General features: G+C 40.2%; 19 protein-coding genes. 17 read left to right on the top strand and 2 right to left on the bottom strand.

Annotated elements, in window-relative coordinates; translation table 11 throughout:
- Positions 1–177 precede the first annotated feature (177 nt).
- The 10 genes from WC819_02435 (at position 178) to mltG (ending at position 9,392) form a co-directional block, all read left to right on the top strand.
- Positions 178–1,209: a hypothetical protein gene (locus tag WC819_02435; protein ID MFA5986182.1), complete on the top strand. Its 1,032-nt coding sequence runs from the start codon at positions 178–180 to the stop codon at positions 1,207–1,209.
- A 101-nt stretch (positions 1,210–1,310) separates the two neighbouring features.
- Complete coding sequence (locus WC819_02430; protein ID MFA5986181.1) at positions 1,311–1,553, top strand: DUF1232 domain-containing protein; 243 nt, start codon at positions 1,311–1,313, stop codon at positions 1,551–1,553.
- A complete protein-coding gene (locus WC819_02425) occupies positions 1,540–4,539 on the top strand; it encodes an ATP-dependent DNA helicase (protein ID MFA5986180.1) in 3,000 nt (999 codons plus the stop codon). The genes WC819_02430 and WC819_02425 overlap by 14 nt, the downstream gene beginning before the upstream one ends.
- 88 nt (positions 4,540–4,627) lie before the next feature.
- Complete coding sequence (locus WC819_02420) at positions 4,628–5,368, top strand: ion transporter (GenBank protein MFA5986179.1); 741 nt, start codon at positions 4,628–4,630, stop codon at positions 5,366–5,368.
- Between the two features lie 78 nt (positions 5,369–5,446).
- A complete protein-coding gene (locus WC819_02415) occupies positions 5,447–6,514 on the top strand; it encodes a polyprenyl synthetase family protein (protein ID MFA5986178.1) in 1,068 nt (355 codons plus the stop codon).
- A gap of 4 nt (positions 6,515–6,518) precedes the next feature.
- Positions 6,519–7,229, top strand: coding sequence for a polyprenyl diphosphate synthase (gene uppS / locus WC819_02410; protein MFA5986177.1), 711 nt, complete (start codon positions 6,519–6,521; stop codon positions 7,227–7,229).
- Positions 7,230–7,283: 54 nt separating this feature from the next.
- Positions 7,284–7,721, top strand: coding sequence for a secondary thiamine-phosphate synthase enzyme YjbQ (locus tag WC819_02405; GenBank protein ID MFA5986176.1), 438 nt, complete (start codon positions 7,284–7,286; stop codon positions 7,719–7,721).
- A gap of 39 nt (positions 7,722–7,760) precedes the next feature.
- Positions 7,761–8,375 (top strand): hypothetical protein, encoded by a 615-nt coding sequence (locus WC819_02400; protein MFA5986175.1) that lies wholly within the window; start codon positions 7,761–7,763, stop codon positions 8,373–8,375.
- A 10-nt stretch (positions 8,376–8,385) separates the two neighbouring features.
- Positions 8,386–9,018 (top strand): endolytic transglycosylase MltG, encoded by a 633-nt coding sequence (locus tag WC819_02395; protein ID MFA5986174.1) that lies wholly within the window; start codon positions 8,386–8,388, stop codon positions 9,016–9,018.
- Complete coding sequence (gene mltG, locus WC819_02390) at positions 8,901–9,392, top strand: endolytic transglycosylase MltG (GenBank protein MFA5986173.1); 492 nt, start codon at positions 8,901–8,903, stop codon at positions 9,390–9,392. The genes WC819_02395 and mltG overlap by 118 nt, the downstream gene beginning before the upstream one ends.
- Positions 9,393–9,397: 5 nt before the next feature.
- On the opposite strand, the gene WC819_02385 is transcribed toward mltG, so the two are convergent.
- Positions 9,398–9,973: a ribonuclease H-like domain-containing protein gene (locus WC819_02385; GenBank protein MFA5986172.1), complete on the bottom strand. Its 576-nt coding sequence runs from the start codon at positions 9,971–9,973 to the stop codon at positions 9,398–9,400.
- Positions 9,974–10,083: 110 nt separating this feature from the next.
- On the opposite strand from WC819_02385, the gene WC819_02380 reads away from it, so the two are divergent.
- On the top strand, positions 10,084–10,875 hold the full coding sequence (locus WC819_02380) for a C39 family peptidase (GenBank protein MFA5986171.1): 792 nt from the start codon (positions 10,084–10,086) through the stop codon (positions 10,873–10,875).
- A 35-nt stretch (positions 10,876–10,910) separates the two neighbouring features.
- On the opposite strand, the gene WC819_02375 is transcribed toward WC819_02380, so the two are convergent.
- Positions 10,911–11,081, bottom strand: a complete 171-nt coding sequence (locus tag WC819_02375; protein ID MFA5986170.1) for a hypothetical protein — start codon at positions 11,079–11,081, stop codon at positions 10,911–10,913.
- 49 nt (positions 11,082–11,130) lie between these two features.
- Between WC819_02375 and WC819_02370 the strand changes: the two genes are divergently transcribed.
- The 6 genes from WC819_02370 to murD all read left to right on the top strand — a co-directional run bounded on the left by WC819_02370 (position 11,131) and on the right by murD (position 17,441).
- Positions 11,131–11,634: a thermonuclease family protein gene (locus WC819_02370; GenBank protein MFA5986169.1), complete on the top strand. Its 504-nt coding sequence runs from the start codon at positions 11,131–11,133 to the stop codon at positions 11,632–11,634.
- Entirely contained in the window at positions 11,624–12,508 is an 885-nt protein-coding gene (locus WC819_02365) for a hypothetical protein (protein MFA5986168.1), read from the top strand. The genes WC819_02370 and WC819_02365 overlap by 11 nt, the downstream gene beginning before the upstream one ends.
- 131 nt (positions 12,509–12,639) lie before the next feature.
- Positions 12,640–13,599: a 4-hydroxy-3-methylbut-2-enyl diphosphate reductase gene (gene ispH, locus WC819_02360; GenBank protein MFA5986167.1), complete on the top strand. Its 960-nt coding sequence runs from the start codon at positions 12,640–12,642 to the stop codon at positions 13,597–13,599.
- A 174-nt stretch (positions 13,600–13,773) separates the two neighbouring features.
- On the top strand, positions 13,774–14,472 hold the full coding sequence (locus WC819_02355; protein MFA5986166.1) for a site-2 protease family protein: 699 nt from the start codon (positions 13,774–13,776) through the stop codon (positions 14,470–14,472).
- A 13-nt stretch (positions 14,473–14,485) separates the two neighbouring features.
- Entirely contained in the window at positions 14,486–16,036 is a 1,551-nt protein-coding gene (locus WC819_02350; protein ID MFA5986165.1) for a hypothetical protein, read from the top strand.
- Between the two features lie 7 nt (positions 16,037–16,043).
- Positions 16,044–17,441, top strand: a complete 1,398-nt coding sequence (murD, locus tag WC819_02345) for a UDP-N-acetylmuramoyl-L-alanine--D-glutamate ligase (GenBank protein ID MFA5986164.1) — start codon at positions 16,044–16,046, stop codon at positions 17,439–17,441.
- Positions 17,442–17,598: the final 157 nt, after the last annotated feature.

The following is a 17,598-nucleotide window of genomic DNA, read 5'->3' as shown; positions in this document are numbered from 1 at the left end:
GGGTATTACAATTAGGGGGTAGGAGTTGGGGAGTGGGAGTAGGAATTATAGAATGGCTTGTCTTGTGCTAATTTGGGAAGAGGGTTGTGCCCCGTACCATTCGGCAACAGGGCTGTGCCCTGTACCGCACTGGTACAGGGGAAAAAAATTAAAAAAAGACTTAGAAAATAAAAAATTATGGGTGCGGCAGAAGGAATGAATCCAAAAAAAATACGCACGATCGATATGGTATTTGCTGTTTTGATCACGGCCTGTGGAGCGATTTTCTTTCTGATCGTGACGCGCGCGATGAATGGAGAATCTCAAAGCGCATGGCTCGTGCCATTTTTTAGCGCAACGATCTTTGCTGCATTATTGTCCATTTTTGCTGTAACGGTTGGGGTTAAAAAATTAATTTCACCGATCGTTTTCATCGCTTTCTTGCCAAGCATAATCTTTACACCGACATTGGGGCACATTGTGGTTGTGATCGTAATGGTTTTTGTTGCCATGTATGGATTGCTCACAATGCGATATACGCTTTTTAACCTTTTGATGATTGACATGAAGACGATCGTGCGGAGCGGGATCTTTTATGTTGGATTTGCGATGGTCTGTGTCGTGACAAGTCAATATTATTTTTTGTTGAAAGGCAATGAAAACTATGTTTTTGATGCAAATGAGCACATAAAGATCATTAATGTGCTTACTGATATGGTCATCAAAAAAAGTAATGTCGAAAATATCACGCTTGATACAATGACGGTAGATAATTTTCTCCTGCTCATAATTCGTGATGTATATACCAAAGAAAATAAAAATGCAGGGGTTTCAGTAGAGGATCAAGGTATGATCGTACGGTGGGCCGGTAGCATGGGTATCGCGATCGAAAAGGTGCAGAACAATATAGAGGCACAAGCAATAGAAGATATTAAAAGCGGTATATCAGAAAAAATTGGACGGGAAGTTCGCGGTGATGAATTGGCCTCCTGTGTAATATCGGAACTGATCTCTATGCAATTACAGCATTTGATCATGTCAAATGATTTTCTTTTTGATCATCGGGCAGAATTTTTTACGGCAATCTTCTTTCTCATTGTTTTATCTTTAGCTACTATCGGAAAGTTTTTTGCGGTCATTTTTTCACGTTTTGGCTTTATGTTGTTACGAGAATTTAAATTTATCAATATTGTAAAATCACAACGAGATGCTGAGATGATCGCTTTGTAAGTGTTTAGTATATGTACTTGCATTATTCAAAAAAGCGATTGCTTTTGATTTTTTGTGTTATGCGGTATGATGATTAGCATAAGAGTATAATCATTGTTTTTATGAAATCGATCATCGTTGGCATTATTGGTGTATTGGCTTTTCTGTATTTGATCAATCCGACTGCAGGCCTTTTTGAAATATTACCTGATAATATTCCGTTGATAGGTAATGTGGATGAGGTAACAGCCACAACGCTTCTTTTATCCTCATTGGCATATTTTGGTATTGATCTCGGACATTTGTTCAAGCGAAATGTGACAAAAGTGAATGAAATAAAAGAAGCGGAATATGAAGAAAAATAAGAATGATTTTGTTCATGCATTTAATGAGCAATATGAGCTTCTCAATGTACAACAAAAAAAAGCTGTTGATACGATTGAAGGACCTGTAATTGTCATTGCCGGACCGGGGACGGGCAAAACGCAGATATTAACGTTGCGTATTGCCAATATTCTTCGCAGTTCTGGAGCTGGGATTGAACCGGAAAATATTTTGGCACTGACATTTACAAACGCTGGTGTTATGGCAATGCGTGCGCGTTTGGCAATGTTTATCGGTGCGGAAGATGCCTATCGGGTGAATATTTGTACGTTTCATAGTTTTTGTGAAGATCATATTGCGCGTTTTGCAGATTATTTTCCGGCAATTGCATATGCACATGTTGCGTCAGAAATTGAGAGGATCCATATTGTGGAAAAAATTCTTTCAGAAAATGATTTTGCGGTACTGACCACATTTGCCAGTGATCATCATTATACCAAGGACATTTTGTGGGCGATTGATCAGTTAAAACGAGAGGGTGTCTCACCGGATGATTTTCTCGTGCGTATTGATTTGCAGGAAAAAGCCATTCTGGCGGATCCAGAATCATATTTCAAACGTGCGACAAAGAACAATAGAAAAGGTGATTTAAAGATCGGTGTATTGCATCCGGTTGAAAAAAATAGAGAATTAGAAAAAATATATCGCGCATATCAGCAATATTTGCAAGAAGAGGGTCTTTATGATTTTGCTGATATGATCATGCAATTTATTATTGTTGCGGAAAAAAATGAAGAATTTGCATCGATTTTGCGGGAACAATATCACTATATATTGGTGGATGAACATCAGGACACAAATGATGGGCAAAATCGTATCATTGAAGCATTGACCGATCAGCTGTATATTGGGGACAGTCCAAATCTTTTTACGGTTGGTGATGACAAACAGGCGATCTATCGTTTTCAGGGGGCGAGCGTGGAGAATTTTTTGCGGTTTGAAAAAAAATATCCAAAGGCGATCGTGATCAAATTGGAAGATAATTATCGCAGTGCACAGGGCATTTTGGATGAAGCTCATACGCTCATTAGCAGTGGCGATAGTGATAAAAATCACAAAGAGTTGACCGCGATAAAAAAAGAGGATGCGCACATTCGCGTCATTCGTTTTAAGACATATAAGGATGAACTTATTTCTATCGCAGAAGATATCAAAAGTAAATTGGAGCGTGGTGTCGAGGCTTCCAATATTGCCGTTTTTTATAGAGAACATCACAATGTAATATATATCAAAGAGGTCTTTGAAAAACTGAATATCCCTTTTGACCTCATCACTAGACAAAATGCACTGCAAGACAATGATATTAAAAAATTGATCACACTTCTCACGGTGATTGATGATCCGCTAAATGATCAAAATCTCGCCGCACTGCTGCTGTCGGATCTTTCCCGCGTTGATATTGATGATGCGATCACATTGCTTGACGCATATCGACATGCACCAAGCATGCAAGGTTTGTACACTTTTTTTTTAGCAAAAGAAAATGCAAAGAAAGCATCTGTTTTGGCGTTGCACGCATTTATCAAAAAACAAAAAGAACTTTCGCAAGAGATGTTTCTCGTGGAATTTTTTGAAAATCTCATACGGGAATCCGGATTTTTGCCATTGATTCTTTCGCGAAAAGATCATATATCCACCCTGGAAAAACTCGGTAGATTGTTTGACGAGTTAAAAGAATGCGTAATGCAAAGAGAGGGTTTTGCTTTACATGATCTGATCATCTACTTGGATACATTCGAGAAGTATGGTCTTTCGATGGATGTTGTGCGAAATGCTCATGGTCGTGGCGTACAGTTGATGACAGCACATGGATCAAAGGGATTGGAATTCGAGCATGTGTATATCACAAACGTCGTGCATGGATTGTGGGGCGGAAAAAAGAAAAAGGAACGTTTTCAATTACCGATCGATACATGTGAAGGCGACATGGAGGATGAGAGGCGATTGTTCTATGTGGCAATTACGCGAGCCAAAAAGTCGTTGACAATTACGTATGCACAACACGATCATGCCGGTCGTGAAAAATCACCATCACTTTTTATTTCTGATCTTTCTGCTGATCTGATCGACATGGAAACACCAATGAGTGCTCAATATGATATTTTTTTTCTGCCACGCATGAGTCAAGCGCTCTCATTGGTATCAGTGGAATTCATCAGGGATAAATTTTTGCAAACGCCGTTATCCGCAACGGCTCTCAATAATTATTATGATTCTCCGCTCAAGTACTTTTTTCGTAATCTCGTGCGATTGCCAAGTGTGCAAAGTAAAACGATGATCAAGGGATCGATCATGCATGCCGCATTGGAAAAATTTTTTGTTTTATCAAAATCTCGCGGAGCAATTCTCTCAGAAGATGAGTTAATCGCGCAGTTTGAACGCATGATCAATGTCATGCGTGTGCCACGTGAATATAGTGCAGCGATAAAAAAGAGTAGTGTAGAAGCATTGCGTGGATATTACAAAAAATATGCGCAGGAGTTCACAATCAATGTAGAATTGGAAAAAAAGATCACAGGTATACCGTTTACATTGGACGATGGCAATGAAATTCTTCTTACCGGCGTGGTTGATAAGATGGAACTTTTGCCGGATGGAACAGTTGTCGTGGTTGACTATAAATCCGGAAAACCATGGAGCAAAAAGAAAAAAGAGGAACGCATTGCTCTCAAGAGACAGGTTGTTTTTTATAAACTATTGTTGGATCGCTATCATGATGGACAGTATAACATGACAGCCGGTTTGCTAGATTTTATTGAACCACATCCGCAAACGCATGCGTATGAACGAGAGAAGATCCTCGTTTCTGTGGAAGATGTTGTACAGATCAAAAAAGAGATCAATAACTTTGCGCAGGATATTCTTTCGGGGAATTTTTTGAAGCGGGAAATTGATCATAAATATGGTGATCATATAGTAGAAGAATATATAACATTATTGAATGTGTTGACATGTGCGAAAGAATAATGGATTCAGCTGGTTTTCTTTTTGCAAAAAACATAGAGAACGGAGTATAATAGATGATGAGGTGTATTTTTAAAGACAATTCTTATCAATGAGCATGCAAAAACGTACGATAAAAGAAATATGTAATAAAGCCTTTAATGATGTGAATGCACGCTCATTTGTTTTGGTGAATGATTTTTTTGCAATTCTCACTATCATTTCTGTTTTTGTGATCGTTTTGGAAACGGTACAGAGATTATCCGGTTACACGGATATTTTTCTTTTCATTGAATTTGGTGCAGTTTTTTTCTTTTTTCTAGAGTATGTCGGCAGGCTCATTGCGGCAGATCGTCCATTAAAATACATGCGGAGCTTTTTCGGTATTATCGATCTGATTGCAATCGTCCCATCGTTTTTAGGAGTGGCAAATCTTACATTTTTGAAAAGCGTGCGGTTTTTGCGTGTTCTCCGGTTTTTGCGTATGATACGTTTGGCAAAATTGGTGCGTATGCACAAAGGCTATGATGATATTGAAGATCACGGGCATGATGCTCTTTTTTCTCTCACTGTGCAAATCTATGTTGCAACTTTTATTACGGCAATTCTTTTTAGTGGGACGATGATCTGGTTTTTTGAGGGTGGTCGTGTGGAATTTTCCAACATACCCTATGCGATGATCTGGAGCAGTAAGGTGTTGCTTGGTGGTGTGTCACAGACTATGCCACAAACTGTTGCCGGGGAAATTGTTGTGATCGTGACCAGATTTGTCGGATTGATATTATTTGGTTTGCTTATTAGTATTGTAGGAGGCAGTGTTAAAAGGTTGTTGTTGGGCACAAAAGAAAAATAAAAAACCTCTTTTATGCCCGTGATAGCTTTTTTCTGCAAAATATAGTACAATACTCCGCAATGTATATTAAATATTTTTATGAATATCAAGAGCGAGATGCACATTCTCAAAGAAGAGATCGATCAGGAAATGGTTACATATCTTGATTCCGTGATCAAGGAGGCGCAAAAGACGGATGTTTTTATGGCATCGGCGGTAAAGTATTTCAAAAAAACGATGCTTGCGGGAGGAAAGCGCATTCGTCCTATCATGATGTATTGGGGTTATCATGCGGCTGGCGGCACGAATCGAAAGGAAATCATCAAAACATCCATCAGTATCGAACTCATCCACGCATTTCTTCTCATGCATGATGATATCATTGATCGGGATGATTTGCGACATGGCAAGCAAACGATCCATGCGCACTATCGTGATTATTATAGAAGATTTTTTTGCGGAAGTGATGCGGAACATTTTGGAAAGTCTATAGCAATCATTTCTGGTGATTTTGTGTATTCTTTGGGTAATCAGGTTTTGTTTTCATCAAAATTTGAGCCACGTACAATCGTACGTGCATTGAATAAATTGCAGGAGATCGTCGGATTGACATGTGTAGGAGAAGTGCAGGATATATATATGGAGTATGGTCATAAAGTAACAAGACAAGCGATTTTGCGTATGTATGAAAATAAAACGGCACGGTATACATTTGATGGTCCTTTGAAGCTTGGTGCAATTCTTGCTGACGCCGATGATGATTTCTGCAAAAAGATCGAGAAGTTTTCCATACCGGTTGGCATAGCATTTCAAATCAGAGATGATATATTGGGGATTTATGGAGATGCAAAAAAAACAGGAAAGCCTGTCGGCTCTGATATTGCAGAGGGCAAAAGAACATTGCTTGTTGAAACAGCGCTAAAAAATGCGAACAAAAAAACAAAAAAAGAGATCATGTCACTGTTGGGTGATCAAAAAATCGACGATAAAGGAGTAAAAAGGTTTCAACATATTATGGAGGAAACTGGTGCGTTGGCGGATGTGGAGAAGTATATGCAAGAGCTAATCGCAGACGGAAAAAACGCGCTTGCAAAAATGAATATTTCTGATGATGCACGAAATTTTCTTTCAGCTTTAGTGACATATTTAAGTGATCGAGAAAAATAATAGTATGATGAGTAATAATAAGATACCAAAACATGTTGTGGTCATTCCTGACGGTAATCGTCGCTGGGCAAAAAAACGGGGATTGCAACCGTGGGAAGGACACGATGTTGGCGCAAAAATGATTGAAAAAATTGTCAGAAAAGCAAGGGAGCTGGGCATTCAATATATTTCCATATGGGGGTCATCAAAGGAAAATTTGGTTAAGAGGCCGATGCGAGAGCGTCAGGAATTGATCAATATTTACACAAAATATTTTGAAAAATTGATCAACAGTGAAGAGGTGGAAAAAGATGATGTGCGTATCAATATTATCGGCGGATGGCGAGAACAACTGCCAAAAAATCTTGTAAATCTTCTTGAGGAAGGCATAGAAAAAACAAAATATCATCACAAATATCATGTCAACTTTTTTTTGAGTTATAGCGGAGATGATGAAATGCTTGCGGCAATTCGAGAAATCATTAAAAATTGTCATGATAGTGCTACGGTTACAAAAGATACGGTTAAAAAGCATTTATTTACCAAAGATCTTCCCCCTGTTGACTACTTAATTCGCACTGGCGGTGAACCGCATCTTAGCACCGGATTTATGATGTGGGATATTGCCAATGCCCAGTTATTCTTTTCAGATTTGTATTTTCCAGAGTTCGATGATGGAGAATTCGAAAAGGCGATCGCTGATTATGCGCGGCGCATGCGACGTCATGGTGCATAAAACCAAAAAAAATGGTATAATTTTTGTGTGGCGATGCAATTAAAACAAAAGTTTATGAAAATCTATAAAGAAAAGATCTCGTTTAAGAGTTCTGCGGAGGTGGAGTTTATCGATATCACTGATGCTGTGCAACGTGTTGTTGATGCTAGCGGGGTGCGAGAGGGGCATGTGTCAGTTTTTGTGCAACACACGACCATGGGCATTGTGATCAATCACAACGAGCCGATGCTTTTGCAGGATTTTATGCGCGTTTTGTACCGCATTGCACCGCAAGATGATCGGTATTCGCATGACATGTTCGAACTACGAAAAAACAATAAGACAGATGGCAGAAGCAATGGACATTCACATTGTAAGGCGATGATGATCGGGTCACACGTTTCTGTCCCATTGGAAAATGGGAAAATGATGCTCGCGCATATCCAGAGTATTCTGGCTGTTGATTTTGATGGTGCGCGCAATCGTGATGCGATCGTTACTGTGTCGGGGTAGTATCGAATCCACATAATCATTCCCCACAAATTCTGCTTTATGAGTGAAATTGCAAATAAATTGATTCATCGAGGGTATCTGAAAACAGATAATATCATCGATGCTTTCTCGGAAATTAATCGGGCGGAGTTTGTATCTGACAAATTTCGCATTGCGGCAGCTTCGGATATCCCACTCTCGATCGGTCATGGACAAGTCTTGCCCGAGCCGTCCGTTGTCTCCTTTATGCTAGAGTTATTGCGTCCAAGTCGCGGACAAGATATTTTAGTTGTTGGTTTTGGTGGGGGGTGGGTAATTGCTATGCTGAGTTTTATCGTTGGTAGTGAGGGACATATCAAGGCTATCGACATGATTGCGGACATGAAAGAGGAAACGGAAAATAATATTAACAAGTTCAATTTTATCTCGCGTGACAACATTGTGACGATGCAAGTGATCAATGGTTCGGAGGATATACCTGCCGATGAAAAATATGATCGTATTATCGTGATCAATCCCGATATGTGGACGTTATACGATTTTATTACATTGCTCAAGATTGATGGTGTAATGGTTGCACCGATTGATAATATCATTTATTATTTCAATTACCGTGGAGAAAATGAAGATAACGTTGAGGAACGTTTTGACAGTATGAGATATTTGCCGGTTTAACGTAAAATGTATGAAAAAATGGATTATCATTGTTTTGGGCATACTTGTGTGTAGTATATTTTTTTTACATGTGCGAACACAAAAAAGCGTGTCACTCAATACGAGTGGTTTTCAATTCACGGTACAAAAAGGTGATGATATTGTTGTGATTGGACAAAAGCTTGCGGACGATGATTTGATTGCAAACAGGTTTTATTTTTATTATTATGCATGGAAAAATAAATTGCGTGGACAGTTCAATGAAGGTGATTATATGATCGAACCACAAAGTACTATTGCTGATATTGTATACAAATTGACAACAGATGGGCAGGCAATGATCAAAGTCGATCAAGATATTGATGTTCTTTTTCCTGAGGGATGGTCAGCGGAAAAAATGAAAGATCGACTTAATGCAAAGGGATTGCCGGGGGAGGAGTTTCAAAAGATCGCACTTGATCCGCCTGCGGAACTTATCAAAAGTACGATTTCCTTACACGAGGAGCGTCTCTTGAAGGATATTTATTTCCAGACACATATTCATTTTTGCCTACTGCGACAGCGCAGGAAATTATTGAAAAAATGTTGGATAATTTTAACAAAAAGGTTGATGACGGCAGACGGACCGCAATCAAGGAACATGGTCGTAATTTGCATGATGTAATCATTTTTGCGAGTGTTATTGAGGGAGAGGTGCCGCTGCATGGTGATCGGAGTGTGGTTGCGGGCATTTTTAACAATCGTTTGCAGATCAATATGGCATTACAAAGTGATGCGACAATCGATTATATCAAAGGTGATGCGGAGATCAAACACTCACAAGAGGACATTGAAATTGATTCACCATACAATACGTACAAATATCCTGGATTGCCTGTGGGACCGATCAATAATCCGTCATTGGCTTCGATTGATGCGGCGATTGCACCAGCAAAAACTGACTACATGTATTTTTTGAATGATCCATCCACCGGAGAAACAATCTTTTCCAAAACTTTTGAAGAACACATCGTCAATAAACAGACACATGGTTTATAAGGGGTTTACAATGGCAAGGTGTAATTGATCGCTTGGTTTGTTTTTTTGTCCCATGCCGTTGTATTTATATCGAATGTGACAACGTCAAGCAGATCTTTATATTTCAGCTTCCCGCTTTTTAGCGCATATTCATAAATCTCCTTCGTGATCTTTACATCATCACGACAGTATTTTTCGATTTTGTCGATCTTGCCATCCTTCCACCATTCAATGGCCTGAAGTCCATGGCCACTTTTGCCTGCTCCGAGCGTAGCTTCGGCGATATTGTCGAGTCGGATGCTCCGTCCAATCACTTTCTTGATCTCTGTCATAAGATCCAAGCTGCCAACCGCAGTCAAATCTCCCGGATAATATTTATTAAGGAGTGGGATGTCAAAGTGGTCTGAATTGTACCCGATGATCAAATCGGTTTCTTCGAGGATCGGCCACAATTCATTGAGATTTTTTTCCATAAATGTCAAATAGTTGTCTGTTTTATAGTCATAAATCACAAGAAGGGATATGTCGAGTTTTGCGGGGTCATTTGACCCAATCTCTTGGAAAGTGTTTTTTGTTTCAATATCAAGTACGATTTTTCTCATAAAAATTGATTAAAATACAATAGGTCTATTTTACCATGTGTAAAAAAGTGTTACAATAGTGTAAAATCTGTTTTCGGGGAAACAGATGGGTTTGGTTTTTGTTAAATTATATGAAAAGCATAATGATTCGGGGTACTCTTCTATGTGTCTTTTTCTTGGTGGTTTTTATATGGTATATCGTACCGGACAAATTTTTTGTAGAGTATTCTGATGCGTCAATCATAACAGAGAGAGAAAAACAACAAGAAGTGGAAACAAAAAAAGAAACAGTGATTGCCGAAACACACGCCAATGATGTTGAGCAAAAAACAGTTGAGGTCAAAGAATCGATCAAGCAATCTGTGCCATTTACTGCGCAGGCGCCACATGCGCAATGGGATGATCCGCGGTTTCAAGATGCATGTGAAGAGGCGTCCATGCTCATGGCACATGCATGGGTCACCGGAGAAGGTTCTATCTCAAAAAATGATGCAGAAAATGAATTGGAAAGCTTGTTTTCCTATGAGGATAAAAATTTCGGCGGAAGTATTGATACGTCAACTGCGGATACGGCAAAGATCTTTCAGGAATATTATCATTATCCGGCGGAACTGCGCACGGGCGTTACAATGGAAGATATTTATGCCATTCTTGCACAAGGATCAATCGTCATTGTGCCGACTAATGGAAAAATGCTTAATAATCCGAACTTTACCAATGGCGGTCCGGATCGACATATGGTAGTGATCATTGGGTATGACAAAAAGAACAAAGAATTTATTACAAACGATCCCGGTACGCGATTGGGCAGGGGATACAAATACAAAGACAGTGTCCTCTATAATGCGATTCGCGATTACATAACAGGTGAAAAGGAAAAAATTTCCGGCGCAAACAAAAATGTGATCGTGATCAAAAAATAAAGGCGATATTTGGTGAATATCGCCGATAAGAGGTATTATTGTTTATATGATCTCAGAATTTTCTTAAAGTCATCACGAATTACTGAACTGTCCCATTCTGCTGTCGACATTTCTTTGGGAAGTGGTTCTGTTTCTTGTGTCACTTGGGTCAACGCTTTGATCATTTCGGCCAAGAAACTCGTGTGGGTTTTATCGATTTTTGCCATTTTTCAACCCCCTGTGTTGTGTCACCGACTGTATTATAAATTAACCAAAATGTCAAGTATCCTCAAAAAAGCTATTCCACTCATCATTATGTTGGCAATTCTGTATATGGCAGATCGCATGGATTTGCCACAAGTAGAGGAAGGATCTGCAGATATTCCAATGGAGACACATCATGTTACACACATAGTGGATGGGGATACATTTGATATAGAAACCGGTGAGCGTGTGCGTATGATCGGTATGGATACGCCGGAGCGAGGCAAACCATATTATGCGGAGGCAACAGCACACCTGAAAAGTTTGATAGAAGATAAAGATGTCATATTAAAAAAAGATGTATCCGAAAAAGATCGCTATGGGCGTCTCTTGCGGCATGTATACGTTGGAGAGCAATGGGTCAATAAAACAATGATCGAGGATGGCTATGCACGACTCGTAACATATCCGCCGGATGTTGCGCATGTGCAGGATTTCAAGGAAGCGGAAACGCGGGCGCGAGAAACGGAGAGTGGGATATGGTCAATTGATGGTAAAAATGCCTATGCAAAATAAAGTTGATGTCATGCATAAAAAGATCATGCTTTGGTATAGAAAATACGGACGCCATTATTTGCCGTGGAGAAAAACCACAGATATCTATCATGTTGCAATTGCGGAAATCATGTTACAGCAGACAAATGTACCAAAGGTTATTGAAAAGTATACAAGTTTTTTCAAACGTTTTCCAACAATCAAGCGGCTTGCGCAAGCTTCACAAAAAGATGTGATCACGCAATGGCAGGGATTGGGATACAATCGACGTGCAATCTATGTACACAAAATGGCGCAAACGATCGTAAAAGATTTTCAAAGTATATTTCCTGATGAGCCAGAAATACTGATAGAGTTTTCGGGTATTGGTACATATACAAGTCGCTCAATATTGATATTTGCACGTAATCGTGATGTGGCAGCATGTGATGTAAATATCGCGCGTATCATGCGCCGACTGCACAAGAAAAAAAGTGCACCGGAAAAACAGGTTGTAAAGTGGACAGAAAAATTCTTGTATCGTGGGCATGCGCGAGATTGGCATAATGCGCTGATGGATTTTGCATCGATCATATGTACAAAACGTGCGCCACAATGTTTGCAATGCCCCCTTATGGATATGTGTTTGTCATTTCCGAATCCGCAGGATGAAAAAAAGGTTGCGCGCAAAGAAGTTGGACGGAGTGAATGTGACAAACATGTGCCACGGAGGATATTTCGAGGACGCATAGTGGAATTTTTACGACAGAGAAATGGAACAATTAACGATATCGGGCAAGTGATCAAAAAGGACTGGCATGAAGCAAATGATCATGAATGGTGTAAAAATGTTTTGGATGGATTAAAAAAAGACCAGATGGTACTGTGCAAAAATGATGTGTGGATGTTAAAATAGCATAAGTGTATGGCTCATGTAATATTTATGTCATCCTGAACTTGTTTCAGGATCTCATACTTATAGCTTACAAAGATCCTGAAACAAGTTCAGGATGACAAAGGTGGAAATTAACTTTTGATGATATTTTTATGATAAAAGAGGTTATTGTTGTGTCACCGCGCGGTTTTTGTGCCGGCGTGGCGCGGTCGATCAAAGTGGTGGAAGATTGCTTGGAAATCTTTGGTGCACCAATTTATGTCAAACATGCGATCGTGCATAATAAAACTGTTGTAAGTGATCTGGAAAAAAAAGGCGTAATCACAGTGGAACACGTTTCTGATATTCCGGAAGGATCGGTCGCTGTGTTCAGCGCACACGGGTCACCGCCGGAACACTATGAGGAGGCCGTGAGGCGCAATATTCGCGTTATTGATGCAACATGTCCATTGGTCGCAAAAGTGCATATGGAGATCAAGCAATATATCAGAGATGGATATAAGATCATTTATATCGGACATAAAGGGCATGTGGAAGGTCTGGGGGTGATTGGCGAGGCGCTTCAGTATGGTGTTGATGTGCCTACTATAGAGAGTGTCGCAGACGCAGAACAAATATTTTGTGAACCGAATGAAAAGGTCGCATGTTTGACACAGACGACACTGAGTGTTGATGAAACAAGGGAAATTATTGAAACGATCAAAAAGCGGTGTGCACAGATCGTAGAGCCGCCGGCAAAGGATATTTGTTACGCGACGACGAATCGTCAGAAGGCTATTCGCCACGTGTCACACATGGTTGATCTTATGCTGATTGTCGGATCGAAGACATCATCAAACTCTAATCGTTTGCGAGAAGTTGCAGAACAAAATGGATGCCACGCATATCTCATCGATTCTGTTGAGGAAATTCAGTCAGACTGGCTTGAAGGCATTGAGCATGTCGGGATCAGTGCCGGTGCAAGTGCGCCTGAGTATAAAGTGCAAGAAATTGTAGGTCGTTTTGTACAGGATAGTGCGATTGTAAAACATGTAAGTACTGTAAAAGAAAATATGGTATTTACCGAACCGATCGAACTCATGAAGGCGCGACAATCACATGGAGGCGCATAGTTGTTCCATTTTTTAATAAATGTAGGCAATACATATTATGCATATGTTATTGCGAGTGAAACAAAGTTTGTCTATCGGCATGCAATGACTGGTGACCTTGTGTCTTACCAAGAGGTTGAATGTGGTATATAATGATAAAGGAGTAAGATTTTATCACCGTATTGTTGCGCGATTATGGAACAATTTTTTTTGATTGTCTTTTATTTGATCATCCTTATTTACAGCATCATCTTGCATGAGGTGTCGCATGGTGTTGTTGCACTGTGGTTGGGAGACAAGACGGCTAAATATGCGGGGAGACTTTCATTGGAACCATTGCGTCACATTGATCTCATTGGGTCGATCGTCTTGCCGATTGTCATGATCGTCATGACGGGATTTGCGTTTGGATGGGCGAAGCCTGTGCCATATAATCCCAACAATTTGCGGATCAAAAAATGGGGAGAGGTGATCGTTGCATTTTCCGGGCCAATCACAAATTATATTATCGCATTGATTGCGGCACTGATCGCATCGATGATCAATGTTTCTGTGGATCAAAAAATGATCGTGATAAATAACTTGATGAGCGCGCAATGGTATGCTGTTGCACAAAACATTGTTGGGTCACCGGCGATGGTGCTGTTCACACTTTGCGCGATGGTGATATTTTGGAATGTACTGCTGGGGACGTTTAATATCATTCCGATCCCGCCACTGGACGGATCGAAGATATTATATGTTTTCTTTCGCATGAGACCGCAGACACAAATGTTTTTTGAACAATGGGGATTTCTCATTATTATCGCACTGCTGGTGATCCCCGTTTTTTCTTCCATTTTCTATGGAGGAATAATGTTTATGTGGAATATTTTCTTCTACTTGTCGCTTTAAATAAAATAAAAGTATGCATGATATTTTGATCAAAAATGGCACTGTTGTGGATGGCACAGGTGCAAAGGGAGAAAAAAAAGATGTCGCGATCAATGGTGGTATGATTACGGAAATCGGCGATCTCACAGGTGATCAAGCGCGAGAGGTCATTGATGCGAGTGAATTGACCGTTGTGCCGGGGTTCATTGATATTTCCAACCGATCGGATACGCGATGGCGATTGTTTTTGGATCCGCAGATGGAGAGTATGATCTATCAAGGCGTCACGACAATCATTGGAGGGAATTCCGGCACATCGTTGGCGCCGATCTATAACGAAGAAATGATGCAGGCATTGCGCAAATGGCATGATGTAAGCAGTATCAATATCGATTGGCAAAGCATGGAAGATTTTCTTGCCGTGATCGAAAAGCGAAATCTCGCGGTGAATTTTGGCACATTTGTCGGCTATGGAACTTTGCGACGAGGGATTACCGGTGATGTATCACGCACACTTACTGATACGGAATTGGTATCGATCAAAAAACACATTACAGAAAGCATACAACAAGGTGCTCTGGGTGTTTCGACAGGGTTGGTGTATTCGCATGAAAAGAAAGTAACAAAAGAGGAACTGATGATGATTGGAAATATTGTTGCGGAAAATGGAGGATTGTTTGTTGCGCATTTGAGGGATGAAGGAGAGCGTATTCTCGAAGCGGTTGATGAGGTGTTGGATGTTCAAAATGTGTCGCACGCACGCACGCACATCTCGCATCTCAAAGTCATGCAAAAGAAAAACTGGTCACTTATGGAAAAACTAATTGAAAAAATCGAAAAAACACCGGTTGTTTTTGATATTTATCCATATACATTTTCGGCAACCGTTCTGTATACTTTTTTGCCGGAGTGGGTGAGTGAAGGTGGACGCCGGATGATGCTGGAACGATTGCGCAATAAAAAAATTCGTGAACGCGTTGTGTCCGAAATGAATAATGGATATGATCTCTCCGATGTTGTTGTTGCAGAAACGCAACGGTCGCATTACTATTGCGGAAAAACATTTCGCGATATTGCAAAAAAACAAGGCAACAGTGTTAACGAAGCCGTTATGGATGTTCTACTGGCATCGGATGGTCAAGTCGTTGTGTTTTGTGAGAGTATCAGTGAAGAAAATATTGCACGAGGTATTCGTAGCAAAAACTCCGTTATATCATCAAATGGCATGGGCTTGACGATTACCAAAAGAAATGAGAATATTGAGCACCCCCGTTCATTCGGTGCTTTTCCGCGAGTATTTGCACAATATGTACAACAACAAGGCGTGTGCGATATTGAAACGATGATCAATAAATGCACATATAAAGTAGCGCAAGAGCTTGGCTTGCGTGATCGGGGAAAGATTGCAAACAATATGAAAGCGGATATTGTCATTATCGATCCGAAGGAGTTCGCTGACCATGTGGAACAAGTATATGTATATCATTATGCACAAGGTGTTCGATGGTCGATCATTAATGGACAAATTGCGGTTAAATATGGTAAGTATACAGGCGTACGGTCTGGTGAAATAATTAAAAAATGATGCGTGTATGGATGTAAAATGGTTTAAAGGGAAAAGAGTGACAGTTTTTGGCATTGGACTGCTCGGTGGAGGAGTTGGGACGATTCGTTTTTTGGTGGAAAATGGTGCAAAAGTGATTGCAACCGATATCAAAAATAAAGAGCAATTGGCACATTCATTGGAGCAAATGAAAGACTTGAAAAATGTTGAGTATGTTTTGGGACAACATCGACGAGAGGACTTCACCAAGGTTGACATGGTGATCAAGACGCCACAGGCACAATGGACGAACAAGCATGTGGTACTTGCTATGAAGGAAGGTATTTCTGTTGAAGTTGATTCCAGTTTGTTTTTTAAATTATGCAAAGCGCCGATCATCGGGATTACGGGCACAAAAGGCAAAACAACAACATCACACTTGATTCATCATATATTGAAAAAAGCAAATAAAAATCCGATTAAAATCGGCATTGGACAAATGCCGGTTCTTGATCGGTTAAAGCTGGTTAAAAAGAATTCCGTTGTCGTTTTTGAGTTATCGAGTTGGCGTCTGTCCGGACTGACAAAATCCGAAATTAGTCCGCACATTGGTGTTTTTACGAATTTTTTTCCAGATCATATGAATTACTATCGATCAATGGAAGATTATCTTTTTGATAAAAAAAATATTTTTATTCATCAGAAACCGCAAGATTGGTTTATTTGTAATAAGGACGATGCCACAGTCGGCAGTCTTTGTCGTGAAGCAAAAGGACATGTGATGATGGTTGCATCACACCATATTTCCGGTGGGCGTAGCGTGTTTTGCGAAAAGGATGAGATTTATATCAACGATGGTATTGATATTTCCCCCGTTATGTCTGTGAAAGAAAGTCCCTTGCGCGGTACACACAATATCAACAACGTTATGTGCGCCATGGCAGCGACAATTGCTTATGGCGTACCATCAAAAACGATTGTTTCAGCGGTAAAAAACTTTCGTGGTATTGCACATCGCCTAGAGCTTGTGGATGAGAAAAAGGGTGTAAAATATTATAACGACACCGCAGCTACAAATCCACAATCTGCGATTGCAGCACTCAATTCATTCACTGAGCCGATCATTCTCATCGCAGGCGGTGCGGACAAAAATTTAGAGTATACGGAATTTGCAAAAGCGATTGTAGAAAAAGTGAAAGGTGTCGTTTTCATAAAAGGGGATGCCACAGAAAAGATTGTGCGATTGATCAAAAAGGAGCTGAGTGGTGATAAAGGCAAGATTTCCTTTGAGATCGTGGATGCAATGGATAAGGCTGTGGAAATTGCATCGATGGGTGCACAAAAAGGGGACGTCGTTCTCCTGTCGCCTGGAGCTGCAAGCTTTGGTGTGTTTGCCAATGAATTTGATCGAGGTAATCAATTTAGAACAGTCGTGATGTCTTTGTAGACGGGGCGGGAACTAATTCAAGCGTGAGTCATAATGGATCCTTGCGTTATTTTTTATTTATTGATATAATAGCCACTGTGATATGAAGTCGTCCGTAACACGTATGGACTTAGCGGATTCCGCAAAAGGTGGATGGGTAGTGGTCATCATTGTGGTT

This window comes from Parcubacteria group bacterium, assembly GCA_041660065.1.
Lineage (GTDB): Bacteria > Patescibacteriota > Minisyncoccia > Moranbacterales.
This window is presented reverse-complemented; position numbering and strand designations above follow the sequence as displayed.